General features: G+C 71.5%; 23 protein-coding genes. 14 read left to right on the top strand and 9 right to left on the bottom strand.

The annotated features are described in order from the left end of the window. Window positions 1–12 precede the first annotated feature (12 nt). Together ABZX11_RS17820 and ABZX11_RS17815 are read right to left on the bottom strand one after the other, a co-directional pair. A complete protein-coding gene (locus ABZX11_RS17820; RefSeq protein ID WP_354914061.1) occupies window positions 13–450 on the bottom strand; it encodes a hypothetical protein in 438 nt (145 codons plus the stop codon). A 182-nt stretch (window positions 451–632) separates the two neighbouring features. Continuing rightward, window positions 633–1,946, bottom strand: a complete 1,314-nt coding sequence (locus tag ABZX11_RS17815; RefSeq protein ID WP_176175897.1) for a DUF349 domain-containing protein — start codon at window positions 1,944–1,946, stop codon at window positions 633–635. Window positions 1,947–2,164: 218 nt separating this feature from the next. On the opposite strand from ABZX11_RS17815, the gene miaA reads away from it, so the two are divergent. Together miaA and dapF are read left to right on the top strand one after the other, a co-directional pair. Beyond that, window positions 2,165–3,076 carry a tRNA (adenosine(37)-N6)-dimethylallyltransferase MiaA gene (gene miaA, locus ABZX11_RS17810; protein WP_354914059.1) on the top strand — a complete coding sequence of 304 codons (912 nt, stop codon included), beginning with the start codon at window positions 2,165–2,167 and terminating at the stop codon, window positions 3,074–3,076. A gap of 9 nt (window positions 3,077–3,085) precedes the next feature. Beyond that, window positions 3,086–3,913 carry a diaminopimelate epimerase gene (gene dapF, locus ABZX11_RS17805; protein ID WP_354914057.1) on the top strand — a complete coding sequence of 276 codons (828 nt, stop codon included), beginning with the start codon at window positions 3,086–3,088 and terminating at the stop codon, window positions 3,911–3,913. Window positions 3,914–3,932: 19 nt separating this feature from the next. Here dapF and valS read toward each other — a convergent pair whose 3' ends face one another. Both valS and ABZX11_RS17795 read right to left on the bottom strand, forming a co-directional pair. Beyond that, window positions 3,933–6,443: a valine--tRNA ligase gene (gene valS, locus ABZX11_RS17800; protein WP_354914055.1), complete on the bottom strand. Its 2,511-nt coding sequence runs from the start codon at window positions 6,441–6,443 to the stop codon at window positions 3,933–3,935. Between the two features lie 9 nt (window positions 6,444–6,452). Next, window positions 6,453–7,706: an MFS transporter gene (locus tag ABZX11_RS17795; protein ID WP_176175901.1), complete on the bottom strand. Its 1,254-nt coding sequence runs from the start codon at window positions 7,704–7,706 to the stop codon at window positions 6,453–6,455. Between the two features lie 62 nt (window positions 7,707–7,768). Here ABZX11_RS17795 and ABZX11_RS17790 point away from each other — a divergent pair, with 62 nt between their 5' ends. From ABZX11_RS17790 to ABZX11_RS17780, 3 genes are read left to right on the top strand one after another with little or no spacing between them, the layout of a single operon-like run. Then, a complete protein-coding gene (locus ABZX11_RS17790) occupies window positions 7,769–8,272 on the top strand; it encodes a winged helix-turn-helix domain-containing protein (protein ID WP_176175902.1) in 504 nt (167 codons plus the stop codon). Between the two features lie 42 nt (window positions 8,273–8,314). After that, a complete protein-coding gene (gene hflX / locus ABZX11_RS17785) occupies window positions 8,315–9,757 on the top strand; it encodes a GTPase HflX (RefSeq protein WP_354914052.1) in 1,443 nt (480 codons plus the stop codon). A 53-nt stretch (window positions 9,758–9,810) separates the two neighbouring features. Continuing rightward, complete coding sequence (locus tag ABZX11_RS17780) at window positions 9,811–10,830, top strand: esterase-like activity of phytase family protein (RefSeq protein ID WP_354914050.1); 1,020 nt, start codon at window positions 9,811–9,813, stop codon at window positions 10,828–10,830. Between the two features lie 216 nt (window positions 10,831–11,046). Here the strand turns inward: ABZX11_RS17780 and lexA are convergent, their stop codons facing one another. Beyond that, the gene (lexA, locus tag ABZX11_RS17775; protein ID WP_167384977.1) at window positions 11,047–11,706 is read right to left on the bottom strand and encodes a transcriptional repressor LexA; all 660 of its coding nucleotides are present in this window, start codon (window positions 11,704–11,706) and stop codon (window positions 11,047–11,049) included. A gap of 361 nt (window positions 11,707–12,067) precedes the next feature. Here lexA and ABZX11_RS17770 point away from each other — a divergent pair, with 361 nt between their 5' ends. The 4 genes from ABZX11_RS17770 to ABZX11_RS17755 all read left to right on the top strand — a co-directional run bounded on the left by ABZX11_RS17770 (window position 12,068) and on the right by ABZX11_RS17755 (window position 17,005). Further along, on the top strand, window positions 12,068–12,535 hold the full coding sequence (locus ABZX11_RS17770; protein ID WP_176175905.1) for a LysM peptidoglycan-binding domain-containing protein: 468 nt from the start codon (window positions 12,068–12,070) through the stop codon (window positions 12,533–12,535). Between the two features lie 353 nt (window positions 12,536–12,888). Further along, window positions 12,889–13,383 (top strand): transcriptional regulator NrdR, encoded by a 495-nt coding sequence (nrdR, locus tag ABZX11_RS17765; protein ID WP_176175906.1) that lies wholly within the window; start codon window positions 12,889–12,891, stop codon window positions 13,381–13,383. Between the two features lie 30 nt (window positions 13,384–13,413). Further along, window positions 13,414–16,233 (top strand): vitamin B12-dependent ribonucleotide reductase, encoded by a 2,820-nt coding sequence (locus ABZX11_RS17760; RefSeq protein WP_176175907.1) that lies wholly within the window; start codon window positions 13,414–13,416, stop codon window positions 16,231–16,233. A gap of 112 nt (window positions 16,234–16,345) precedes the next feature. After that, window positions 16,346–17,005: a hypothetical protein gene (locus ABZX11_RS17755; RefSeq protein ID WP_354914047.1), complete on the top strand. Its 660-nt coding sequence runs from the start codon at window positions 16,346–16,348 to the stop codon at window positions 17,003–17,005. Between the two features lie 26 nt (window positions 17,006–17,031). On the opposite strand, the gene ABZX11_RS17750 is transcribed toward ABZX11_RS17755, so the two are convergent. Beyond that, window positions 17,032–18,213 carry a Shedu anti-phage system protein SduA domain-containing protein gene (locus ABZX11_RS17750; RefSeq protein ID WP_354914045.1) on the bottom strand — a complete coding sequence of 394 codons (1,182 nt, stop codon included), beginning with the start codon at window positions 18,211–18,213 and terminating at the stop codon, window positions 17,032–17,034. A 23-nt stretch (window positions 18,214–18,236) separates the two neighbouring features. After that, complete coding sequence (locus ABZX11_RS17745; protein ID WP_354914043.1) at window positions 18,237–18,788, bottom strand: helix-turn-helix domain-containing protein; 552 nt, start codon at window positions 18,786–18,788, stop codon at window positions 18,237–18,239. A gap of 78 nt (window positions 18,789–18,866) precedes the next feature. On the opposite strand from ABZX11_RS17745, the gene ABZX11_RS17740 reads away from it, so the two are divergent. Continuing rightward, window positions 18,867–19,478 carry an NAD(P)H-dependent oxidoreductase gene (locus ABZX11_RS17740; protein WP_354914041.1) on the top strand — a complete coding sequence of 204 codons (612 nt, stop codon included), beginning with the start codon at window positions 18,867–18,869 and terminating at the stop codon, window positions 19,476–19,478. Continuing rightward, on the top strand, window positions 19,478–19,792 hold the full coding sequence (locus tag ABZX11_RS17735; RefSeq protein WP_354914039.1) for a multidrug efflux SMR transporter: 315 nt from the start codon (window positions 19,478–19,480) through the stop codon (window positions 19,790–19,792). Before ABZX11_RS17740 ends, ABZX11_RS17735 begins: the two co-directional genes overlap by 1 nt. Here ABZX11_RS17735 and ABZX11_RS17730 read toward each other — a convergent pair. Next, window positions 19,782–21,794, bottom strand: a complete 2,013-nt coding sequence (locus ABZX11_RS17730) for a prolyl oligopeptidase family serine peptidase (RefSeq protein ID WP_354914037.1) — start codon at window positions 21,792–21,794, stop codon at window positions 19,782–19,784. The genes ABZX11_RS17735 and ABZX11_RS17730 overlap by 11 nt on opposite strands. Window positions 21,795–21,907: 113 nt before the next feature. Between ABZX11_RS17730 and ABZX11_RS17725 the strand changes: the two genes are divergently transcribed. Then, the gene (locus ABZX11_RS17725; protein WP_354914035.1) at window positions 21,908–22,885 is read left to right on the top strand and encodes a neutral zinc metallopeptidase; all 978 of its coding nucleotides are present in this window, start codon (window positions 21,908–21,910) and stop codon (window positions 22,883–22,885) included. Here the strand turns inward: ABZX11_RS17725 and ABZX11_RS17720 are convergent. After that, window positions 22,878–23,450 (bottom strand): TIGR03086 family metal-binding protein, encoded by a 573-nt coding sequence (locus tag ABZX11_RS17720; RefSeq protein ID WP_354914033.1) that lies wholly within the window; start codon window positions 23,448–23,450, stop codon window positions 22,878–22,880. The genes ABZX11_RS17725 and ABZX11_RS17720 overlap by 8 nt on opposite strands. Before the next feature lie 83 nt (window positions 23,451–23,533). Here ABZX11_RS17720 and ABZX11_RS17715 point away from each other — a divergent pair, with 83 nt between their 5' ends. Together ABZX11_RS17715 and ABZX11_RS17710 are read left to right on the top strand one after the other, a co-directional pair. Then, window positions 23,534–24,949, top strand: coding sequence for a PLP-dependent aminotransferase family protein (locus ABZX11_RS17715; protein ID WP_354914031.1), 1,416 nt, complete (start codon window positions 23,534–23,536; stop codon window positions 24,947–24,949). After that, a complete protein-coding gene (locus ABZX11_RS17710; RefSeq protein ID WP_354914029.1) occupies window positions 24,946–25,392 on the top strand; it encodes a hypothetical protein in 447 nt (148 codons plus the stop codon). The genes ABZX11_RS17715 and ABZX11_RS17710 overlap by 4 nt, the downstream gene beginning before the upstream one ends. Window positions 25,393–25,445 lie beyond the last annotated feature (53 nt).

The raw sequence follows: 25,445 nt of genomic DNA, 5'->3' as shown, positions 1-25,445 counted from the left end.
GGGGACCGGGGGTCAGCCGACGCGCAGGGTGAGGGTTCCCGCCGAGTAGGCGGCGGCGTAGAGCGACGTCTCGGGGTGGAAGAGCCGCAGCGAGACGGTGGCGCTCAGGCTGAAGCTGAGGCTCAGGGAGAACCCGCCGTTGGGACGGCAGGTCGTGTCGGCGATGTTCACCCAGGCCCCGGCCTGCAGCTGCTGCACGATGACGGTCTCGACGCTCGCCTCGGAGCGGGCGGTCTCGAGCACCTGGAGGTTGCCCTTGAGGTCGACCTTCTCGCCGACCTTGACGTGGTCCTTGGCGAGCTTCCCGTCGACCTTCACCTTCTTCTTCCCGGCCTCGGTGGCCGAGGAGAGGGGAGCGGCACCCGCCGGGGCGGCGAGCGCCGGGGCGAGCCCGGCGAGAGCGACGGTGACGGCGAGAGCGGCGATGAGCCTGCGGGGTGTCCTGGTCATGAACGGAGTGGAGCACCGGGAACGGCCCGGAGCACGCGGTGACCCCCGGTCGGGGCGTGGGCCGAACCCCTTCGGGTGCTTCCGCTTGCCGATCGCGCCCAAACGCGGCGAAGGCCGCACCCGGGGTGTTCCCGGATGCGGCCTTCTCGCCGCGTCGAAGTGCCCAGATGGGACCAGGGCGCTCAGCGGTCCGCGACCGCCGCCTCCGCGGCCTGCAGCCACTCACGCCACTGCGCCGCCTGCTCGTCGGCCTTCTTGGCCCGCCGCTCGTCCCCGGCCGCGCGCGCCTTCGCCGCCTGCGACTCGAACTGCTCCACCCGCTCCCGGAACTGCGCCGCGCGGGCCTGGGCCTCCGGGTCGGTCCGGCGCCAGCGGCTGTCCTCGGCCGCCTTGACCGCGTCCTGGACCGCCTTCAGCCTGCCGTCCAGCTCGCGGATGCGCTCGCGGGGGACCTTGCCGATCTCGTCCCACTGCTCCTGGATGCGCCGCAGCGCGCTCTTCGCCGCCTCCAGGTTGGCCGACGCGTCGATCTTCTCGGCCTCGACCAGCAGCTCCTCCTTGCGGGCCGCGTTCGCGCCGAACTCGGCGTCGCGCTCGGAGAACACCGCCGACCGGCGGGCGAAGAACTTGTCCTGCGCCGCGCGGAAGCGCTGCCACAGCGCCTCGTCGCTGTCCTTCGGCGCGCGGCCGGCCGCCTTCCACTCGGTCATCAGGTCCTTGTAGCGGCCCGCCGTCTCGCCCCAGTCGTCGGACTCGCTGATGGCCTCGGCCTCGGCGATGAGCTCTTCCTTGCGCTGCTTGGCCGACGCGCGCTGCTTGTCCAGCTCGGCGAAGTGCGAGCCCCGGCGGCGGTTGAACGCCTCGCGGGCCTTCGAGAACCGCTTCCACAGCTCGTCGTCGGTCTTGCGGTCGACGCCCTTGACCGTCTTCCACTCGTCCAGGATCGCCCGCAGCCGGTCGCCCGCCGCCTTCCACTGGGTGGAGTCGGCCGCGATCTTCTCGGCCTCCTCGGCCAGCGCCTGCTTGCGGGCCACCGCCGCGGCCCTGGCCTCCTCGCGCTCCGCCTTCGCACTGGCCAGCGCCTTCTCGGCGTGCGCGATGACGTACTCCAGCCGCGCGGCGAGCGCGGCCAGGTCGCCGACCACGGCCGCCTCGGCGAGGCCGTCCCGGATCTGGGTGGCGCTCGACAGCGCGTGCTTCGGGTCGCCCGCCCCGGAGATCAGCCGGGTTTCCAGCAGCTCGACCTCGGTGCGCACGTCGTCGAAACGGCGCGCGTAGTGCACCAGGCCCTCGTCGGGGCTGCCGGCCTGCCAGACACCGACGGCGCGCTCGCCTTCGGGGGTGACGACGTAGACGGTGCCCTCGTCGTCGATCCGGCCCCAGGACGACGGGGTGGGTTCGGCGGGCGGCACGGGCGGGGCGGCGTGCCCGGCGTGCAGCGCGTGCGGCACCGGGTGCGGGGCCGGGGTACCGGTGGAAGTGTTCTCCTGGGCCATCGCAGGCTCCTTATCGCCTGTACGCCCGCTTGCGCGGGCGCCCCGCCGTTCGGGCGGGGCCGGGTAATGCGGTCGTCACGGGCCGTGCTCGGATGCTACGGCCCCACGCGGCATTCAAGCAGCTCAGCGCGCACCGTGGTACTGGATGGGCCACTCGAAGCTCGTGATCCTACTTCCGGTGGACGCTCTGTGTCGGCCCGCAGGTATCGTCAGCCGCCGTGAACAGCCCCGTCGTCCCGCTCGCGGTGGTCGGGCCGACGGCCACCGGCAAGACCGCGCTCGCCGTGGACCTGGCCCGCGAACTCGGCGGCGAAGTCGTCAACGCGGACGCGATGCAGCTCTACCGGGGCATGGACATCGGCACCGCCAAGGCCACCGAGGCCGAGCGCCGCGGCGTCCCGCACCACCTGCTCGACGTGCTGGACGTGACCGAGACGGCGTCCGTCGCGGCCTACCAGCGGCACGCGCGGGCCGAGATCGAGCGGCTGCTGGCCGCCGGCCGGGTCCCGGTGCTGGCCGGCGGGTCGGGCCTCTACGTCCAGGCCGTGCTCGACGACCTGCGGTTCCCCGGCACCGACCCGGCCGTCCGGGCCCGGCTCGACGCGGAGGCCGAGGAGCTCGGCACACCCGCGTTGTACACCCGGCTGGGTGAATGCGACCCGGCGGCCGCGGCCAAGATCCTGCCGACCAACACCCGCCGGATCGTGCGCGCTCTCGAGGTCATCGAGATCACCGGCGAGCCGTTCTCGGCGAATCTGCCCGAGCCGGGGCCCGCTCGCTACGGCACGGTGGTGATCGGCGTCGACCGCGCGGCCGAGGAGCTCGACGAGCGCGTGAACGAGCGCGTGGAGCGGATGTTCGCGGCCGGGCTGGTCGACGAAGTGCGCGAGCTGGAGAAGCGGGGCCTGCGCGAGGGGAAGACGGCGTCGCGGGCGCTCGGCTACCAGCAGGTGCTCGCCGAACTGGACGGCGAAGGCGACTTCGCGGCGGCCGCCGCGGCAACCGCGCAGGCCACCCGGCGCTTCGTCCGCAAGCAACGGTCCTGGTTCCGGCGCGACCAGCGGATCCGCTGGTTCGACGGCGCCGATCCCGGGCTGGCCGCGCGCGTCCTGGATACCCTGGGCCGGTAATCTGCCCCCATGGGCGGAATCGAGTTCCTCAAGGGGCACGGCACGCAGAACGACTTCGTGCTGCTCCCCGACCCGGCGGGCCGCCTCGAGCTGACCGAAGCCAGGGTGGCGGCGCTGTGCGACCGCAGGCGCGGCCTCGGGGCCGACGGCGTGCTGCGGGTCGTCCGGGCCGCCGCGCTCGGCGTGTCGTCCGCGGGCGAGTGGTTCATGGACTACCGCAACGCCGACGGCTCGATCGCCGAGATGTGCGGCAACGGCGTGCGCGTGTTCGCCCGGTACCTGGTCGACGCGGGCTTGGCCGCGGAAGGCGAGTTCGTCGTCGGCACCCGCGCGGGCGACCGCCCGGTGGTGGTGCACCCGGACCGCTCGGTGACGGTGCAGATGGGCCCGGCGACGATCACCGGGACGTCGGTGACGGTGGTGGCGGGCCGCCCGTTCTCCGGCGTGGCGGTGGACGTCGGCAACCCGCACCTGGTGTCGCTCCTCGACGACGACGTGGCCGGCCTCGACCTGCGCGACCAGCCCGACTTCGACCACGACGTGTTCCCGAACGGCGTGAACCTCGAGTTCATCAACTACGTCAGCGCCGGCGCGCTCCGGATGCGCGTCCACGAGCGCGGCGTGGGCGAAACGCGGGCGTGCGGCACCGGCACGGTCGCCGCGGTGGCGGCCGCGTTCCACCTGGCGGGCACCGACACCGGAGCCTCCACAGTGGACGTCCCGGGCGGCCGCGTCGAGGTGACGGTCTCCCGCGGCGCGTCGACGCTGTCCGGCCCCGCCGAGATCGTGGCCCGCGGCGAGATCGACGAAGCCTGGTGGGCCGCCGCCGGTTCGTGACCGGGGCGGCCCACCGGTGTCAGACCTTCGCTTCGACGGCGAAGTCGCCTTCGCGGGTCGTCACCTCCGCGATCGCGCCCGCGGTGCGGATGTCCGACTCGATCTCCGCGAAGCGCGCCAGCACCTCCGCCGGTCCGGTCACCGTCAGGCTCTCCACCGCCGTGCGCATCGACACCTTCGCGTCGGTCTTCGCCCGCCGGACCGCGGCGATCACCTGGCTTGCCAAAACCAGCGCCTGCGGGTCGCCGTCGGACTCCGTCACCGAAGGCCAGGCGGCCCGGTGCACCGAACCCTCCTGCCACCACGACCAGACCTCCTCGGTCGCGAACGGCAGGAACGGCGCGAACAACCGCAGCAGCGCCGAGAGCGCCGTCACGAGGGCCGCCTGCGCCGACTCCGCTCCCGAAGGGCCGCTGTCGCCGTACGCACGGCCCTTCACCAGCTCGACGTAGTCGTCGCAGAACGTCCAGAAGAACGTCTCGGTCACCTGCAGCGCCCGCGCGTAGTCCAACGCCTCCAGCGCCGCCGTCGCCTGCTCGGTGACGACGGCCAGCGACGCGAGCAGCGCCCGGTCCAGCGGCTCGACGGCTACGGCGGACGACGAAGGCACGCCCAGCCCGAGCACGAACCGGCTCGCGTTGAGCAGCTTCGTCGCCAGCCGGCGGCCGACCTTCATCTGGCCCTCGTCCACCGCCGTGTCGACGCCCGGCCGCGCGCTTCCTGCCCAGTAGCGCACAGCGTCCGAGCCGAAGCGCTCCAGCAGGTCCACCGGGGTGATCACGTTCCCGACCGACTTCGACATCTTCTTGCGGTCCGGGTCCAGCACCCAGCCCGCGATCGCCGCCGCCCGCCACGGCAGCACGCCGTGCTCCAGCTCCGCGCGCACCGCCGTCGAGAACAGCCAGGTGCGGATGATCTCGTGCGCCTGCGGCCGCAGGGCAAAGGGGAACACGCGCTCGAACAGGTCGTCGTCGACGCTCCACCGGCCGACGATCTGCGGCGTCAGCGACGACGTCGCCCAGGTGTCCATCACGTCGGGATCGGCCACGAAGCCACCCGGTACCCCGCGCCGGTCCTCGGTGAACCCCGGCGGGACGTCGCTGCTCGGGTCCACCGGCAGGGTGTCCGGCAGCAGGGGCGCCGTGTAGTCCGGTTCGCCGTCGGAACCGAGCCGGTACCACAGCGGGATCGGCACGCCGAAGAACCGCTGCCTGCTGATCAGCCAGTCGCCGGCCAGGTTCTCCACCCACGACGAGTACCGGACGCGCATGTGCTTCGGCACCCAGTTCAGCTCTTCGCCACGGGCGAGCATCTTCTCCCGGAACGCGGCGTCGTTCCCGCCGTTGCGCAGGTACCACTGCCGGCTGGCGACGATTTCCAGGGGCTTGTCGCCCTTTTCGTAGAACTTCACCGAGTGCGTGATCGGCCGCGGTTCCCCGTGCAGAGCACCGGCTTCGCGCAGCAGCCGCACCATGATCTCGCGTCCGGTGTGGACGGTCTTGCCCACCAGCGGCGCGTAGGCGTCCGGCGACACCCCGGCCGGCGCGTCGGGCAGGAACCGGCCGTCGCGGCCCAGCACCACCCGCGTCGCCAGCCGCAGCTCCCGCCACCACGTGACGTCGGTGGTGTCGCCGAAGGTGCACACCATCGCGATCCCGCGGCCCTTCTCCGGATCCGCGAGGTGGTGCGCCACCACGGGCACCTCGACGCCGAACACCGGCGACCGCACGGACTTCCCGAACAGCGGCTTGAAGCGCTCGTCGTCGGGGTGCGCCACCAGGGCGACGCACGCGGGCAGCAGCTCCGGCCGGGTCGTCGCGATCACCACGTCGCCGTCCGGCCCGGTGAACGCGAGGTCGTGGAAGGCACCGCGGCGTTCGCGGTCCTCCAGCTCGGCCTGGGCGACGGCGGTGCGGAACGACACGTCCCACAGCGTCGGCGCTTCGGCCTGGTAGGCCTCACCGCGTTCGAGGTTGCGCAGGAACGCGCGCTGGGAGATCAGCCGCGCGTCGTGCCCGATCGTCTGGTAGGTCATCGTCCAGTCGACCGAGAGCCCGAGCTGCCGCCACAGCTGCTCGAAGACCTGCTCGTCGGTCACGGTCAGCGCTTCGCACAGCTCGACGAAGTTGCGCCGCGAGATCGCCACCACGTCCTTGCCCGGCTTCTCCGGCGGCCGGAACTGCGGGTCGTAGGGCAGCGACGGTTCGCAGCGGACGCCGAAGTGGTTCTGCACCCGGCGTTCGGTCGGCAGGCCGTTGTCGTCCCACCCCATCGGGTAGAAGACTTCGCGCCCGCGCATCCGCTGGAACCGGGCCAGGATGTCGGTGTGGGTGTAGGAGAAGACGTGCCCGATGTGCAGTGACCCGCTGACCGTCGGCGGGGGAGTGTCGATCGAGTAGATCTCGTCCCGGGTCTTCGTGCGGTCGAAGCGGTAGGCGCCGGTGGTTTCCCATACGGGTACCCACTTGGCCTCCAGACCGTCGACACCGACCTTGTCCGGGACTCGCGGGCGCTCGTAAGGGTTGCTCATGCAGCAACTCTAGGCGGCCGGAGAACCGGTTTTCGCCGCGGTCGGCAGGTCGCGCATCTTCCGCAGCGGGGAGCAGACCACCCACAGCGCGGCCGCCGCCTCCCCGGCCGCCGCGACCCAGATCGCGCCGCGCAGCCCGAGGCCTTCCCCGAGCGCGCCGCCCAGCAGGCCGCCGAGCGGCAGCGTGCCCCAGACGAGGAACCGGACGCTCGCGTTCATCCGGCCCATCAGCCGGTCGGGACAGATCGCCTGCCGGTAGGAGACCTGCGCGACGTTGTAGACGATCACCCCGAACCCGTAGACGACCTCGCCGAACGCGGCGAGCACCAGCCGCCAGTCCGCGCCGGTCCAGGGGAGCAGCAGGTGCGCGGGCCAGGACAGCAGCGGCACCAGCCAGATCGTGCGCGCGTGCCCGATCCGGCGGGTCAGCGCGCCGGAGAAGACCGCGCCGAGGACGCCGCCCGCCCCGCCGACGGCGAGCATCACGCCGACGAGCGAGGGGGACAGCCCGACGGTGCGCGTGAAGAACAGCACCTGGACGGCCACGAACGCGCCGCCGAAGAGGTTCGCCGTCGCGGTGCAGGCGACGCTCGAGCGCAACGGCCGGTCGGAGAAGACGAACCGCAGCCCTTCCGCGATCTGCGGCAGCAGGCGGGTGTGCTCGCCGCGTTCCGGTGCCGGCTCGACCGCGCGGATCCGCAGCAGGCACAGCGCCGACGTCAGGTACCCGACGGCGGTGACGAGCACGGTGGTGGCCGCGCTGAACACCTGGACCAGCACGCCCGCGCCGCTCGGCCCGGCGACCTGGGCGACCGACTGGACCGCCTGCAGCTTGGCGTTGCCCTCCAGGAGGTGCTCCCGGCCGACGAGCGAAGGCAGGTACGACTGGTAGGCGACGTCGAAGAACACCGTCGCGATGCCGACGAACAGCATGGCGATGACCAGCTGCGCGAGCGTCAGCACCCCCGCCCACCAGGCGAGCGGCACGCTCAGCAGCAGCGCGAAGCGGGTGAAGTCGGCGACGAGCATGACCGGGCGGCGCCGCAGCCGGTCCACCCACACCCCGGCGGGCAGGCCGAAGAACAGGAACGCGACCGTCTGGGCCGCGGTCAGCAGGCCCATCTCGAACGGCGTCGCGGCCAGCGTCACCGCCGCGAGCAGCGGGATCGCGGTGTACCCGACCATCGTGCCGAACTGGCTGGCCGTGTCGCCGGCCCAGAGCCGCCGGAAGTCGGCGTGGAAGAACAGGGACCCGCTGCGCATGGCGACGAGTGTGCCGCGAGTGATTGGAAAGTGTCAATCACTGGACGCCCTAGGCTGGGCCCGTGCCCACTGAGCAACGCCGAGCCGCGACCGAAGCCGAGGCCGCCGCGCTGGCTTCCGGAATACGGCTGCGCATCATCCGGTTGACCTTTTCGGAGGCGCTGACGAACAAGGAGCTCGCGCAGCGGCTGGGCCGCGATCCGGCGACGACCCTGCACCACGTGCGGAAGCTCGTCGAGACCGGCTTCCTCGCCGCGCAGCCGCCACGCCGCGGAGCACGGGGCGCCAAGGAAATTCCGTATCTTTCGACGGGGCTTTCGTGGACACTCGACTCATGCGGTGACAAGGGCGTGGAAGAGGCGGTTCTCGAGGCCTATCTGGCCGAGATCGCCGAGACCGGATTCGCGGGCGTGCACCAGTCGCGCCTGGTCGTCCAGGTGGCCCCCGAGGAGCGGGCGGAGCTGGAAACGCGGCTCAACGCCCTGCTCGAGGAGTTCCGCATGCGTCCCCGCCGTCCCGGCGCGGAGCGCACCGCGATCTACCTCGCCACCTATCCCAGCACGTAAAAGTTCGGTTCCCGCGGCGAATCGTGGGAACATGGAGGCACGATGACAGAACTGACACACACCGAAGACCACGACGACGACCTGTACGACCCGTCGACAGGCGAGATGGAGCTCGAAGACCGCGCATCACTGCGGCGCGTCGCGGGGCTGTCCACGGAGCTGGACGACGTCACCGAGGTCGAATACCGGCAACTGCGGCTGGAACGCGTCGTGCTGGTCGGCGTGTGGACCGAGGGCACGGCCCTGCAGTCCGAGGCGTCGCTGGCCGAGCTGGCGCGCCTGGCCGAGACGGCGGGCTCGGAGGTCCTCGAAGGCCTCATCCAGCGGCGGACCAAGCCGGACCCGGCCACCTACATCGGCTCGGGCAAGGTGCGCGAGCTGCGGGACATCGTCGGGTCCACCGGCGCCGACACCGTGATCTGCGACGGCGAGCTCTCGCCGGGCCAGCTGCGGCAGCTCGAGGAGAAGGTCAAGGTCAAGGTGATCGACCGGACCGCCCTGATCCTCGACATCTTCGCCCAGCACGCCCGGTCCAAGGAGGGCAAGGCGCAGGTCGAGCTGGCCCAGCTGCAGTACCTGATCCCGCGGCTGCGCGGGTGGGGTGCCTCGCTGTCCCGGCAGGCCGGTGGCCGGGCCGGCGGCGCGAACGGCGGCGTGGGCCTGCGCGGTCCGGGTGAGACCAAGCTCGAGACCGACCGGCGGCGGATCAACAAGCGCGTGGCGAAGCTGCGCCGCGAGATCGCGGCCATGGACACCATCCGCGAGACCAAGCGCGGGCGGCGGCTGGCCAACGAGGTGCCCAGCGTGGCGATCGTCGGCTACACCAACGCCGGCAAGTCGAGCCTGCTCAACGCGCTGACCGGGGCCGGGGTGCTGGTGGAGGACGCGCTGTTCGCCACCCTCGACCCGACCACGCGGCGCGCGCAGACGCCGGACGGCCGCGGCTACACGCTGACCGACACCGTCGGGTTCGTGCGGCACCTGCCGCACCAGCTGGTGGACGCGTTCCGCTCGACGCTGGAGGAGGCCGCCGACGCGGACCTGCTCGTGCACGTGGTGGACGGGTCCGACCCGGCGCCCGAAGAGCAGGTCAGCGCGGTGCGCGAGGTGCTCGGCGAGATCACGCGCAAGCGCAAGGAGCCGCTCCCGCCGGAGCTGCTGGTGATCAACAAGACCGACTCGTCCGACGAGGTCAGCCTGGCCCGCCTGCGCCACGCGCTGGCCGGGTCGGTCCAGGTCTCGGCCCGGACCGGGGCGGGCATCCCGGAGCTCGTCGAGGTGATCGCCGACCGCCTGCCGCGGCCGGAGGTCACGGTCGAGGTCCTCGTGCCCTACTCGCGCGGCGAGCTGGTCGCGCGGGCGCACGCGGACGGCGAGGTCCTCGAAGAGGAGCACGCCGAGGAGGGCACGCGCCTGCTGGTGCGGGTCCGCCCGGACCTGGCGGCAACCCTGCGCGAGTACGAGACCAACTCGACCAGGGCCTGACACGTCTCCGTAGTGTGCGACTCGAAGGGGTCGCACACTACGGAGGTGGCTGGGTGCGCTGGGTTGTCGCGGTCGCGGCGGTGTTCGTGGGGGTGCTCGGCAGTCCCGTGCCGGCTTCGGCGGCTCCCGCCCCGGAGAAGTTGTGCACGGTGAAGGACTCGCGCATCGGCGAGCTGTCCGGCCTGGTCTCCGACGGCGAGCGGCTGTACGCGATCAACGACGGCGGCAGCAAGGTCCAGGTGTTCGTGCTGGGCCGGGACTGCAAGGTGCAGAAGGTCCTCACGGACAAGACCGACCCGTTCGACGTCGAGGACCTGGCCCGCACGCCCGACGGGACGCTGTGGCTGTCCGACACCGGTGACAACAAGAAGGGCAGGCTGACGGTCGCCCTGCTCGAGCTGAGCCCGCAGGGCAAGCTGACGCTGCACCGGCTCACCTACCCGGACGGCCAGCACGACACCGAAGCGCTGATCGTGGACAAGGCGGGCACGCCGTACCTGATCACCAAGGACATCCTCGGCGAGGCCCGCGTGTACCGGCCTTCGGGGCCGCTGGCCAGCCCGGGACCGACCCCGCTGGAGAAGGTCGGCACGGTCAAGATCGCGACGACGGACACCCAGGGCGGCCCGGTGGGCTCGATCGGCTCGGTCCTGGTGACGGGCGGTGCCTCGATGGCCGACGGCAGCGCGGTTGCGCTGCGGACGTACACGGACGCCTACGTGTACGCGGCTCCGGACGGCGATGTACTGGCGGCGCTGCAGCGCACCCCGGTGCGGATCCCGCTGCCGGGGGAGAAGCAGGGTGAAGCGATCGCGTTCGACCCGGACGGGACGCTGGTCTCGGGCAGCGAAGGCGTCGGCGAGCCCCTCCGCACGGTGCGGGGCGCGGCGGCACTGGCCGCGCAGTCCGGCGCACCGGCGGAGGGAACGACCTCGACCGGGACGAGCACGTCCGCCGGCTCGGCGGGGGACGGGGCCGGGCTCCCCATCCTCCCCGCCGCCGGGATCACGCTCGCGGTGGTCGGCCTCGGCTGGTTCGGCTTCAGCAAGCTGCGCCGCCGAGCCCGCCGCTGACCCCCGGCTCCCCACGGCCGAAGATCATCCGATCCGGTGAATCTCATGCACCTACCTCAGCTGTGCGAAACCTCCGGGCGGCTACGCCCGAGGTGACCGAGGCGGGGGTCCGGGGCTTGCCCCGGGCGGGGTCTGGGGGTTGCACCCACGGAAGACACGGCGGGAGACGCAGGGCGAGCGCTCTCCTCGAGCAGACTCCACCCGCGTCTCACACCCTCACAACCGCCTGAGCACGGCGACGACCTTGCCGAGCACCGTGGCGTCGTCACCGGGGATCGGCTCGTACGCCTCGTTGTGCGGCATCAGCCAGATGTGGCCGCCCTTGCGCTTGAACGTCTTGACCGTGGCCTCGCCGTCGATCATCGCCGCGACGATCTCGCCGTTGTCCGCGTCCGGCTGCTGCCGGACCACGACCCAGTCGCCGTCGGTGATGGCCGCGTCGACCATCGAGTCACCGGTGACCTTCAGCAGGAACAGCTCGCCCTCGCCGACGATCTCCCGCGGCAGCGGGAAGACGTCCTCGATGGCCTGCTCGGCCAGCACCGGGCCACCGGCGGCGATCCGGCCGACCAGCGGCACGTACGCCGCCTTCGGCATCACCGGCTGCTGGTCCATCTCGATGCCCATGGGGTTGTCGTCGGTCGCCGCGAGCACGCCGACCGCGCGCGGCCGGTTCGCGTCCCGGCGCAGGTAGCCCTTGCGCTGCAGCGCGCGCAGCTGGTGCGAGACCGACGACGTCGACGTCAGCCCGACCGCTTCGCCGATTTCGCGGACGCTCGGCGGGTAGCCGAACCGGCTCACCCACGTGCGGATCACGTCGAGCACCTGCTGCTGGCGGACGGTGAGCGTCTCGTCAACGTCGTACACCTCGGGCATGGCGTGCACCTTGCCCGAGTCGCCGGGGGACCCACTGGTCCTGCCCGCCTTGTTCTCCTTCGCCACTGCGTCGCCTCCCAGACGTTCGCTGCACGTATCTGCGCGCCGGCCGCCGCCCGCGGGGTTGCGGGCACGCTCGCCGGCGGCATCTGCCCGGCAGATGCCCTGGTCACCGACGTTAGCCCCCGGGCACGACGATTTCAAACATCTGTTCGATCGACACGCCGTGTCCGCTCGATTTTGTCGGTGGCAGGTGGTAGACCTTCGCACGGGCGTTCGATAGAACGCCTGTTCGACCTTGATCCACGGGCCGCGTCCGGTCCGCGAATCGGGCGGACACCAGGGTTTCGAGGAGGTTCGGATGTCCATTCTGGCCGAACGCGGACACGCGCGCCCGGCGACCCCGGTCCCGGCGCCCCTCCGGCCGGTCCGCGTCCTGCGCGGGCGCCGCGGCGAGGTGCACCGCCCGCCGACCCGCGCGCGGGTCGTGGCGGGCCGCCGCCCGGCGGGCTCGCCGTGCGCGGCGCCCCGGCGGGTGGGGGTGCGGTGGCCGTGGCTGGTCGCGCTCGCGGTGGGCAGCTGCCTCGTGGTCACCGCACTGGGGTTGTCCGGCGGCGGGGCGGCGGAAGCCCCGGTCCCGGTGCGGACGGCGACGGTGTCCGTGGGCCAGGGCGACACGCTCTCGTCGATCGCGGCGCGGTTCGCGCCGGACAGCGACCCGGGTGCGGTCGTCGCCCGGATCGAGGAGCTGAACCGGCTGGACGGCGCGGTGCTGGTGCCGGGGTTGCCGCTGACGGTCCCGGTCGCCGGCGACGTTCCGGCGCCCTGACGGCCGCGGATCGACCGGCTGAAGATCACCCGCTTCGGCGAACTTCGCGTTAGGCCGGACCGGTGAACGCCAGGTCGTCGCGGACAGGCTCGTCCGCAGCTCACCCACGCGAGGTGGAGCAGGGCGGTCCGGCTTGCGCACACCCCCTCCGAGTTCTACGCTCGCCCGCTATATGTAGTAGTTACACCGCTGTAGTTGGTCCACAGGTTGGGGTAGACTGGGCAGCAGTTGTCCACAGCTGGTCGGCTTTTACCCACCGGATGTCCACAAAACGATCACCAGGTGCAGGGGTGCGTGGTGGCCGTCGGATGTCGACCGAGGGCGGCCGGCGCGGAGGGGAAGGTGACTGGCGGATGAGGTGCCCGTTCTGCCGGCATGCGGACTCTCGGGTCGTCGACTCCCGAGAGGTGGATGAAGGCCAGGCGATCCGCAGGCGGCGCTCGTGCGCGTCGTGCGGACGGCGGTTCACGACGTCGGAGACGATGGTGCTCGCCGTCGTCAAGCGGTCCGGGGTCACCGAACAGTTCAGCCGGGACAAGGTGGTGAGCGGCGTCCGCCGCGCCTGCCAGGGCAGGCCGGTCGACGACGACGCGCTGCAGCAGCTCGCGCAGCGCGTGGAGGAGTCGATCCGCTCCGCCGGGCTGGCGGAGATCCCGAGTCACGAGGTCGGCCTGGCCATCCTGGGCCCGCTGCGTGAGCTCGACGGGGTCGCCTACCTCCGGTTCGCCAGTGTCTACCGCTCCTTCTCGTCGGTCGAGGACTTCGAGAAGGAGATCGCCGACCTCCGTGAGGCCATGGCGGGTGCTGCTGCCCAGGAGGACAGCGATCAGCGCGAAGACGGCGACTGAGCCGTCCCGCTGCGGGAGAGGGTTCAACCGATGACGGAAACCGTGGGAACGGGGGCCCGCGCGGCCACCGGCAAGAAGAGCAAGGCCGCCGGCGGGCTGAGCGTGCAGCGCGTCTTCACGACCGAAGGGCAGCACCCGTACGACCAGGTCACCTGGGAGCAGCGGGACGTCGTCATGACCAACTGGCGTGACGGCTCGGTCAACTTCGAACAGCGCGGCGTCGAGTTCCCCGATTTCTGGTCGGTCAACGCCACGAACATCGTCACCAGCAAGTACTTCCGCGGCGCCGTGGGCAGCCCGCAGCGCGAGCGCAGCCTCAAGCAGCTGATCGACCGGGTCGTGCACACCTACGTCAAGGCCGCCCGCGACTTCGGCTACTTCGCCACGCCGCAGGACCTCGAGATCTTCGAGCACGAACTCACCTGGATGCTGCTGCACCAGGTCTTCAGCTTCAACTCGCCGGTCTGGTTCAACGTCGGCACCTCGTCGAAGCAGCAGGTCAGCGCCTGCTTCATCCTCGCCGTCGACGACACCATGGAGTCGATCCTCAACTGGTACCGCGAAGAGGGCCTGATCTTCAAGGGCGGCTCCGGCGCCGGCCTCAACCTCTCCCGCATCCGCTCCTCGAAGGAGCTGCTGACCTCCGGCGGCACCGCGTCCGGCCCGGTCTCGTTCATGCGCGGCGCCGACGCGTCCGCGGGCACCATCAAGTCCGGCGGCGCCACCCGGCGCGCGGCGAAGATGGTCGTGCTCGACGTCGACCACCCGGACATCGAGGAGTTCATCCAGACCAAGGCGCGCGAAGAGGAGAAGATCAAGGTTCTCCGCGACGCCGGGTTCGACATGGACCTCTCCGGCGCGGACATCTCCTCGGTGCAGTACCAGAACGCGAACAACTCGGTCCGCGTGTCCGACGAGTTCATGCACGCGGTCGAGAACGGCACCGACTTCGGCCTGCGCGCCCGGCTCACCGGCGAGGTCATCGACCGCACCGACGCCAAGAAGCTCTTCCGCACGATGGCCCAGGCCGCGTGGGAGTGCGCCGACCCCGGCATCCAGTACGACGGCACGATCAACGACTGGCACACCTGCCCGGAGTCGGGCCGGATCACCGCGTCCAACCCGTGCAGCGAGTACATGCACCTGGACAACTCGAGCTGCAACCTCGCGTCGCTGAACCTGCTGAAGTTCGTCACCCCCGAGGGCACCTTCGACGCGCCGCTGTTCGCCCGCGCCGTCGAGTTCGTCATCACGGCGATGGACGTCTCGATCTGCTTCGCGGACTTCCCGACCGAGCCGATCGCCGACACCACGCGGAAGTTCCGCCAGCTCGGCATCGGCTACGCCAACCTGGGCGCGCTGCTGATGGCGCTCGGCCACGCGTACGACTCCGAAGGCGGCCGCGCGCTCGCGGCGGCGATCACCTCGCTGATGACCGGCGTGTCGTACCGGCGTTCCGCGGAGATGGCCCAGGTCGTCGGCGCGTACGAGGGTTACGCGCGCAACGCCGAAGCGCACCAGCGCGTGATGCGCAAGCACGCGGCGGCGAACGAGCTCGTCCGCACCTACCACTCGAACGACGCCGCGGTCCGCGCGCTGGCGACGGAGGAGTGGCAGAAGGGCATCGAGATCGGCGTGAAGCACGGCTGGCGCAACGCGCAGGCGTCGGTGCTCGCGCCGACCGGCACCATCGGCTTCATGATGGACTGCGACACGACCGGCATCGAGCCGGACTTCTCGCTGGTCAAGTTCAAGAAGCTGGTCGGCGGCGGCTCGATGCAGATCGTCAACCAGACGGTGCCGCGCGCGCTGGAGGCGCTGGGCTACCCGGCCGAGCAGGTCGAGGCGATCGTGGAGTACGTGGCGCAGCACGGCCACGTCGTCGACGCGCCGGGGCTGCGTCCCGAGCACTACGAGGTGTTCGACTGCGCGGTCGGCGAGCGCTCGATCGCGCCGATGGGGCACGTCCGGATGATGGCCGCGGTGCAGCCGTTCCTGTCGGGTGCGATCTCCAAGACGGTCAACATGCCGGAGTCGGCGACGGTCGAAGAGGTCGAGGAGATCTACTTCCAGGGCTGGAAGCTCGGCCTCAAGGCCCTCGCGATCTACCGCGACAACTGCAAGGTCGGCCAGCCGCTGTCCACGGCGAAGAAGACTTCGGAGACCGCCGCCGCCGAGCCGGAGAAGGTCGTCGAGTACCGCCCGGTCCGCAAGCGCCTGCCGAAGAAGCGCCCGAGCCAGACGGTGTCGTTCACGGTCGGCGGCGCGGAGGGCTACCTGACGGCGGGCTCGTACCCGGACGACGGCCTCGGCGAGATCTTCGTCAAGCTCGGCAAGCAGGGCTCGACCCTGGCGGGCGTGATGGACGCGTTCTCGATGTCCATTTCGGTCGGCCTCCAGCACGGCATCCCGCTCGAGTTCTACGTCTCGAAGTTCTCCAACCTCCGCTTCGAGCCGGCGGGCATGACGGACGACCCGGACATCCGGATCGCGACGAGCGTGATGGACTACCTGTTCCGCAGGCTGGCCCTGGACTACCTGCCGTACGAAAAGCGTTCCCAGCTGGGCATCCTCTCGGCAGACGAGCGCTCGGCCGAAGTCGAGGCGGCGTACGGCAACCCGGGTGTGGACCTGGAGGCCCTGCAGTCCACAGTGGACGCCTCACCGGAGCCCCACGCGGAGGAACCGCAGCACCCGCACCGCGAAGCCCAGACGACAACGGAGCTGATGGAGCTCCGCCTCGGCAAGGCCGCGGACGCCCCGCTGTGCATGACATGCGGAACGAAGATGCGCCCGGCAGGCTCGTGCTACGCCTGCGAAGGCTGCGGCGCGACTTCGGGTTGTAGCTGACGTTTCGGCCGGACCGGGCGGAGATCCGCCCGGTCCGGCCGCGGCAATTCGGTGGCCACCCGCGGCCCCCGGCGCCTATCGTGCTCCGGGCGGACACGAAGGGGGACAGCGGATGCAGCTCGGCGGCCGGGAGTGGCGGACGCTGGTCAGCACGGCCCGGCTGGACGGCCGCGACTACCGGGTGATCCGGCCCGCGCGGCCGATCACCCACGCGGCGCTGTACGAACGGCGTGGGGGAGCCCAGCTGTCGGCCGGCAAGGCGGCGACGCTGGATCTGGCGTGCGCGTGGTGGCTGGCGGCCCGATCACCGCACAGCATCGTCCACCTGCCGCTGCGGTCGAGGGAGTCGAGTTGCGGCGGCGAACACGAAGAGCGCCCGCTCGACCTGGTGCTGCTGCACCACAGCCTCGGCTTCCCGGCATCCCGCTGGAAGCGCCTGCGCGCCCGGCTGTCCGCGCCGGCACCGCACAAGGTGACGCTGCCCCCGCGCACTTTCCCGCCCGTGGACTACGCCCGGCGTTGGCACCAGGGGTTTCGCGACCACCTCAACTGGAAGATCACCACGGACACCCTGTTCATCACCGGCAGCCGCCCGGCGTACGAATTCGAGGGCGAAGCAGTGCGGGCCCTCGCCGAAGACTGCCCGGCCCACCTGGCCGAGGAGCCGGGCACCCACTGCTGCGCGGAGATCTCCCTCGGGTCGTGGAGCCCGTACCCCCGCCGCAATCCCATGGCGCAGCTGCACGTCGAGTGCTGCACCCGGCACTGGTGAGCCCCGGCCGGGCATCATCGAATCTTTCAATCCTTTTCGCTCTCGACAGCGAGTGAGCGCTCGGCATTGTCCAGCAGTTCCTTGTACGTGATCACGGTGATCCGGGCGTGCTCGGCGTTGTAGGTACGAAGCGTCTCCATGATCTCCTGCTCGTCGAACTGCGGTTGGAACGCGGGATGCCCGATCACGACGGTGCCGGTCACCCGCCGGGACTCGACGCCGTGCTCGCGGCGTATCGCATGGCGATCCTCGTCGAAAGCGGTGAGGTAGTTCGACACCTGGCTCATGGCTTCGTGCACGCGTCGGTCGACGATCAGGCCGAAGCTGCGGTAGGTGCGGGCCAGCGGCACGTTCGCCCGTTTGAGCTCCACGACGTGGAGGGAGCCGTCGGGGCGCAACAGCGGGATGTCGACCTCGGTTCCGGCGGTGAACCGGCGCCGGTGTGCTTCCCCGACGTAGCTTCCCCCGAAGAGCCAGTAGGAGCCGCGGAGCGCCTGCTGAAGGTGGGCTTCGGTGCTGTTCGGATTTTCGACGACGTCCCGGATCACGGCCAGCCGCTCCCGGCGGAGCTGTAACTGGGCTGCCTCGACCAGGCTCGTCAGTTCGACCTCCGACAGGTCGAGTACTCCGGCTTCATGGTCGAGGTCCGGACGCAACCTTCGGGTCAGGACCTCCGCCAGCCAGACCTGTCTCTCGGTGTCGAGGCGGAGGATCCGGTAGTGGCCCCGTTCGCGGTCTTCGACCACCCTGGTCGACAGCTCACTGAGTTTCTCGAGGTGGTCCACGAGCTCGGCGGCCGTGGCGTCCGGGTGGTCGGCCAGGTACTTCTTGGCTTGGTAGGCGCCCAGCGCATGCGCGTTGGACGTCATGAGGCCCACTGCGTGGAGATTGGTCTCCCGCGCGTCGTAGAGCTGGTACTTGCGGGTCACGTCTTCGGTGAGAAGCCGGCCGGTCGCGTGCCCGATCAGATCGTCCAGGCGACCGGCTGTCGCCGTGTCGCCGGCGGCCAGTGCCTCGCGGTGGGCGAACCCGGCCAGCTCGAGCATCTTCTTCCCGCCGCGGTTCCGGGACCTGGCCAGGTGCTCGCGCAGTTCGGCGACCCCGGCGCGGACGTCCGGGTCCGTCACGTGCTCCTCGATGCAATCGAGAAGCAGCGTCGTGACCTGGTCCGAACGGACCTTCCTGCGCGATCCGTCAGTGTGGGGCATCGAATCTCCCATGAGAGCGCTCGTCAGGGAAGCGACCGAAAAGCCAGCTCGCGCAGCGTCCCGACCAGCCGCTCGGAAGACACCCCACGCGACATCTCGTGCAAAAACAACTCCGGAGCCAGCGGAGCCAGCAGCACATCAGCCAGCACATCCGGATCCGCCGCCCCCGCCGCCTCGGCCAGCACGCGGACGTGCGTCCGCCAAAACCCATACGCCCCCGTCGTGAACCGCGAGTGGCCGACCTCCGCACCCAGCACCAGCGGTGCGTGCCGCGTGAGCAGCTCCACCATCGCCTCGTAAAACGCCGCCAGCCGCGCCGACGGGGGCGCCCCCGGGCCCAGCGGGGGCTCGCCGCGCAGCAGGGACTCCTGCAGACGGCGCTCGTGCTCGTCCAGCAACGCCACCGCGATCGACGCCCGGTCCGGGTACCGGCGGTACAGCGTTCCCCGGCCCACACCCGCCGCCCGGGCGATGTCCTCCATCGTCACCTCCGCCGCGCCGCGGGCGGTGAACAGCTCCTCTGCCGCCGCGAGGATCTTTGCTCGGTTGCGGGCCGCGTCCGCGCGTTCGGGCATGTCCCGCAGCCTAGGGAATATCCGGACGGGACGTCCAGTTAGCGTCAAGTGGACACCGCGTCCACTTGAGGAGGAATCGTGCCCCACCTGCTGCACCTCGACTCCAGCGCCCGCCGCTCGTCGTTCTCGCGGGAGCTCACCGCCCGGTTCGCCGCCGGCTGGACCGGCACCCGGACTTACCGCGACCTCGCCGCCGAGCCCGTCCCCGTCATCGGCGAGGCCTGGACCGAAATCTGCGACGCCCTGCTCGCGAACGAAATCACCGACCCCGCGCACTACGCCGACGTCGTCGAGACGCCGGAGCAGAAGAAGGCATGGGCGATCGTCGAGCCGCTTCTGGCCGAGCTGCTCGAAGCCGACGTCGTCCTGATCGGCGCGCCGATGTACAACTTCTCCATCCCCGCCGCCCTCAAGGCGTGGATCGACCAGGTGACGTTCCCGAAGATGTCCTTGCGGACCAAGAAGTTCGTCATCGCCGGCGCCCGCGGCGGCACCTACGCCGAGGGCACGCCGCGGGCGCGGTTCGACCACCACGAGCGCTACCTGCGGGACTTCATCGCCGGGCACTACGACGTCACCGACGTCCGGTTCGTGCACGCCGAGCTGACCAACGCCCTGGTCGACCCGCGGCTGGCCGAGCGCGACGGCGAACGGAAAGCGTCGCGCGAAGCCGCGCTGAAGGCGCTCTGATGGGCTGGGTGACGCTCGTCTGCGCCGGGCTCGTCGAGATCGCCTGGTCACAGAGCATCAAGCCGACGGAGAACTTCACCCGGCCATGGCCGACGCTCCTGTGCTTCGCGCTCGGCGCCGCCGCGGTCTACCTGCTGTCGCGGGCGATGGACACCGTCCCGGTGGGTACCGCCTACGCGGTGTTCACCGGGATCGGCGCCGTCGGCGCGATCGTGCTCGGCGTCGTCGTGACCAAGGACCCGCTGAGCGTCGGCCGGGTGGCCGCGCTGGCCCTGATCGTCGGCGGCGTCGTGCTCGCGCGGGTCACTTCGTGAGCTGCTCCCACAGGAACTCGAACACCAGCGCCCACTTGAACGCCAGCTGCTCGTTGTCCGCCGCGGCGCCGTGGCCGCCTTCGATGTTCTCGTGATACCGGACGTCGTGCCCCTGCTCACGCATCCGCGCCACCATCTTGCGGGCGTGGGCGGGGTGCACGCGGTCGTCGCGGGTCGAGGTCACGAACAGCGACGGCGGATACGTACGTCCACTGTGGACGTTCTGGTACGGGGAATAGCGGGAGATGTACTCCCACTCCGCGGCCTCGTCCGGGTCGCCGTACTCGGCCATCCAGGACGCGCCGGCCAGCAGCAGGTGGTAGCGGCGCATGTCCAGCAGCGGCACCTGGCTGACGATCGCGCCGAACCGGTCCGGGTAGCGCGTCAGCATCACGCCCATCAGCAGCCCGCCGTTGCTGCCGCCCTGGATCCCCAGCCGCGACGGCGTCGTGATCCCCCGCGACACCAGGTCCGCGGCCACCGCGGCGAAGTCCTCGTACACGCGGTGCCGCTCGGCCTTGATGGCCTGGGTGTGCCAGCCGGGCCCGTACTCGCCGCCGCCGCGGATGTTCGCCACGACGTACGTGCCGCCGCGGGCGAGCCAGCCGCGGCCGACCATCCCGCTGTAGGACGGCGTCAGCGAGACCTCGAAGCCGCCGTAGCCGGTCAGCAGCGTCGGGCCGCCTTCGGCGCCGGACGGCCGCACGACGAAGTACGGGATCTTCGTGCCGTCCTCCGACGTCGCGAAGTACTGCGCCACGCTCATCCCCGAAGCGTCGAAGAACGCCGGAGCCTGCTTCAGCACTTCGACCTCTTCGCCGACGTGCCCGTAGCTGAGCGTCGACGGCTGGAGGAAGCCGCTGGAGTCGATCAGGTACTCGTCGCTGACGTCGGGGTCGGTGTCGAAGATGTCCGCGCTGCCGAACTCCGGGCCGCCGGCCAGCGGCTCGTCGGTCCAGGCGCCGGGGCCGGGTGTCAGCGTGCGCAGTTCGGTGCGGACGTCCCGCAGCGTGCCGAGCAGCAGGTGGTGGCGCGTCCAGGCCCAATAGCTCAGCGAGGTGTGCTCGTCCGGCGTGAACAGCGTGGTGAAGTCCCGGTCGCCGGCCAGGAAGGCGTCGAAGCCGATGGCGATCAGGGAACCGGCCGGGTGTTCGGTGCCGCCGGTGGTCCACGCCGTCCGCGGCCGCACCAGCAGCCATTCGCGGTGCACGGACGCGCTCGCGTCGTCCGGGACGTCGATCTTGACCAGCCCGCCGGGCGTCTTCAGGTGCAGTTCCGAGCGGTAGAAATCGATCGCGCGGCTGACGAAGTCGCGCTCGAAGCCTTCGGTCGGGTCGTGGAACGCACCGATCGAGACGTCGTCGGGCTTGCCCTCGAAGACCGTGACGGCTTCTTCGATCGGAGTGCCGCGGCGCCACTCCTTGGCCAGCCGCGGGTACCCGGAGCTGGTCAGCGACCCCGGGCCGAAGTCCGTGCCGACGTAGACGCGGTCTTCGTCGATCCAGCCGATCCGGGTCTTCGCCTCCGGGAGGGTGAAGCCGTCTTCGACGAATTCGTGCGCGTCGAGGTCGAACTCGCGCACGACCGTGGCGTCGGCGCCGCCGCGGGACAGCTCGACCAGGCCGCGCCGGTAGGCCGGCCGCAGCACGGTCGCGCCCTGCCAGACCCAGTTCTCGCCCTCGGCCTCGGCCAGCGCGTCGACGTCGAGCAGCAGTTCCCACTCGGGCTCGGCCTGCCGGTAGGACTCCAGCGTCGTGCGCCGCCACAGGCCGCGCGGGTGGCTCGCGTCCTGCCAGAAGTTGTAGAGGAACTCGCCGCGGCGGCGCACGTACGGGATCCGGTCGTCGGCGTCGAGCACCTCGCGCAGCTCGTCACGCAGTTCGGCGAACCGGGCGCCGGTGGTCAGCTCGGCCAGCGTCTCGTCGTTGCGCGTGCGCACCCAGCCGAGCGCGTCTTCGCCGGTCACGTCTTCCAGCCACAGATAAGGATCCTCGACACTCATGGGGTTCAGTCTCGCCTGGTCCGGGCCCCGGCGGCTACCGGGTGGCGTTTTCGTTTCGTGATCCCTGCCTCCCGGGGTGTCCGTATGCTGGTGCCACAGAGCAGGGGGAGATCGTGAACGACGCCGAACCGCCGTGGCCGGCTCCGGCCCGGCCGCCGGAACCCGCGTGGGCGCCGGAGCCGAACCCGTGGGCCCCGAGCTGGGCCGCGGCCCCGCCCGTCCCGATCGCGCCGCCGCGCAGCCGGTTCTGGGGCGCGGTCACCGGCGTCCTGATCGTCGTCGTCTCCATCTCCCTGATCGCGGCCACCATCCCGCGCCGGGTGGACGGCCGCGCGTTCGCTGCGGAGGGCGCCGACACCGGCCGGGCGTACGGCGGCACGGGCAAGACGCCGAAGGCGGTGCCCGAGCTGGCCCGCAACCCGCTGCTCGGCGAAGGCATCAGTCCCGGGCCGGCCACCTGCAACCTGCCCGACCTCGGCCGGGCGGCCGAGCAGCTCAAGGCCTACTACGGAGCCCTCGTCGCCTGCCTGGAGCAGTCGTGGCGCCCGGCGCTGGAGAAGGCGAACGAGCCGACGCTGGCCGTCACCGTGTCGGTGACGCTCCCGGAGCACAGCTCGTGCGGTGCGGCGCCGACGGAGAACGAGGCCGTCGCCTACTACTGCGGCGGCGACAAGACGATCTACGCCCCGACCGACTGGATGCTCACCGACGCCGGCCTCAACAAGGCCCGGCACATCGCGACGCTCGCCCACGAGTACGGCCACCACGTGCAGCGCGAGAGCGGCATCCTCTCCGCGGCGGCGGACAAGATGACCTCGCCGAACGAGGACAGCGCGGCCGACAAGGAGGTCGTGCGCCGGATCGAGCTGCAGGCCAACTGCTTCGGCGCGCTGTTCCTGACCGCCGTGGCCGGCAGCGGCTCGATCACCCGGTCGTTGGCGAACGCCGCGGTCGCCGACTACGGCCGGGCCAACGACAGCGACACCCACGGCTCGCGCGAGCACCAGCTGTCCTGGGCGAAGGCGGGCTACGAGGGCAAGGCCACGAAGGCGTGCGACACGTGGAGCGCGCCGGTCGCCGAGGTCAGCTGAGGGACCAGGCGGGGTCGCGGCCGAGGAGGGCGAGGAACCGGTCGAGCTCGCTCGCGCCCGGCGGCACCTCGACGCTGCGGGCGAACGAACCGTTCCGCTCGCGGCCTTCGTCCGGGATCCGCTCGGCCAGCTTCGTGGCGACGTACACGGCTTCGGCGTCCGGCTCGTAGGGCAGGTCGAGCGTGCGGGCCAGGTCCCAGCCGTGCGCGAGGGTGTCGACCAGGTGCATGTGCGCAGCGATCGCGCCGGGGAACGTGCCGAAGTGGTTGATGGTGAGCTGCCGCTCGAGCACGGCGTCGCCGGCGAAGGTGTCGAGGAAGTCGTCGACGGACGCCCGGTACGCGGCGTAGGGGTCGTCGCCGAGGACGCCGGCGTCCCAGTCCGGCGCCGAGCCCTCGCGGGCCGCGGTCGCGAAGGCGCGGTTCTCGCTGACCTGGTGGCGGAGCAGGTCGGCCAGCGTCCAGCCGGCACACGGGGTGGGGCGCGCGAGGTCGGCCGGGGTCACGCCGGCGACGAGCTTGTCGAGGAGGAGCAGGGTGCGGCGGTCGAGTTCGCGAAGATCCATGCCCGGCACGTTAGGAGGCCCAGCGGACCACGGACAGTGCCAAATCCGTCCTAACCTTCGTGGGCCAATCTAGACTCGGGCCGGTGGAGATCCACATCGACCTGACCGGCACGCGCGGCCACCGCGACGCGATCTACCGGCAGCTGCGCGCGGCGATCCTGGCCGGGGAGATCCGGCCCGGCGAGGCCTTGCCGCCGACCCGCGAGCTCGCGCAGCGGCTGGCGGTCTCCCGCACCACGGTCAGCGCGGCCTACGACCGGCTCACCGCCGAAGGGTTTCTCGCCGGGCGCGTCGGCGCAGGCACGTTCGTGACCGCTTCGCCCGCGGAGCGCCCTTCGCCGGCTCCGGACGGCCCGGGCGTGCGGCCGCTGCCCGAGTGGGACGCCGTCCCGCCGCCGCCCGCGCCCTTCGCCCCGGCGCCGGAGTTCGATTTCCGGCCGGGCGTCCCCGACCTTTCGCTGTTCCCGTTCGACACCTGGCGGCGGTTGATCACGCAGCGGCTGCGGGCCGGCCGGGCCGATCTGATGACCTACGGCGACCCGCAGGGGCACCCCGCGCTGCGAGCCGAGATCGCCCGGCACGCCGGTGTTTCGCGCGACGTCCGGGCGAGCGCGGCGCAGGTCGTCGTCACCGCAGGCGCCCAGCAGACGACCGACCTCGTCGCCCGGGTGCTGTTGCGCGACGGCGACCTCGCCGCCGTCGAGGACCCCGGCTACCCGCCGCCGCGGCTGGTGCTCGGCGCCCGCGGCGTCCGCGTCGCGCCCGTACCGGTGGACGCTTCGGGGATCGTCGTCGACGCCATCCCGGAGGGGACGCGGCTGGTGTACGTGACGCCGTCGCACCAGTACCCGCTGGGGCTGTCGATGTCGCTGGACCGGCGGCTCGAGCTGCTGGACTGGGCCGAGCGCACCGACGCGGTGCTCGTCGAGGACGACTACGACACCGAGTTCCGCTACACCGGGCGGCCGCTGGAACCGTTGCACAGCCTGGATTCCAGTGGCCGGGTCGTGTACGTCGGCTCGTTCTCGAAGGTGCTTTCGCCGTCCCTGCGGCTGGGTTTCCTCATCGCGCCGCCGTCGCTGGTGCCCGCACTGGTCAAGGCCCGCTACCTCACCGACTGGCACGCGCCGAACGTCGAGCAGGCGGCGCTGGCGGCGTTCCTGGCCGAAGGCGGCTTCGCCCGGCACGTCCGGCGGATGCGGAAGGTCTATCGGGCCCGGCACGAACTCCTCACCGCGGCGCTCGCCCGGGACTTCGCGGACTTCCTGACGCCGTTGCCGTCGACGGCCGGCCTGCACCTCAGCGCGGTCGCGGAGGCGGACTGCGGCGGGCTGGTCCGCGCCGCCCGCCGCCGTGGCGTACGGCTGTACTCCTTGGGGGACTTCGGGGTGGGGGAGCGGCGGCACGGGCTCGTCTTCGGTTACGGTGCGGTCGCGGCCGAGCGGATCGAGCCGGGGCTGGCCCGGCTGCGGGCACTGGTGGACGAAGGAGCGGGATGACCGACGACGTGATGGTGGCGATCGACGCGGGTCTGCGACAGCACGTCGGCGGCGACCGCGCGGGCGCGTACGCGACCTTCGCCGAGTTGTGGTCTTCGATCGGCGAAGACGGCGACCCGCTGCACCGCGCCGCGCTGGCGCACCACATGGCCGACGTCTGCGACGACCCGGCCGAGGAACTCGAATGGGACCTGCGCGCCCTGGCCGCGGCCGACTCGCTGACCGACGCGCGGGCGCAGGAGTACCACTCGTCCCTGGCCGTGCGCGGCTTCTACCCTTCGCTGCACCTGAACCTCGGCGAGGACTACCGCAAGCTTGGCGACCTGACCGCGGCCCGCGCGCAGCTCGAGCTGGCCCGGGCGCGCCTGGACGCGCTCGCCGACGACGACTACGCGGCCGGGATCCGGCTGGCCCTCGACGGACTGGCCGAACGGCTCGGCTGAATCGGTTCCTATACCACGAAGACGCCCCGTTTGCCGGACTTTCGCGGGGCGCG

It is taken from the genome of Amycolatopsis sp. NPDC004169 (genome assembly GCF_040610315.1).
Classification (GTDB): Bacteria; Actinomycetota; Actinomycetes; order Mycobacteriales; family Pseudonocardiaceae; genus Amycolatopsis.
This window is presented reverse-complemented; position numbering and strand designations above follow the sequence as displayed.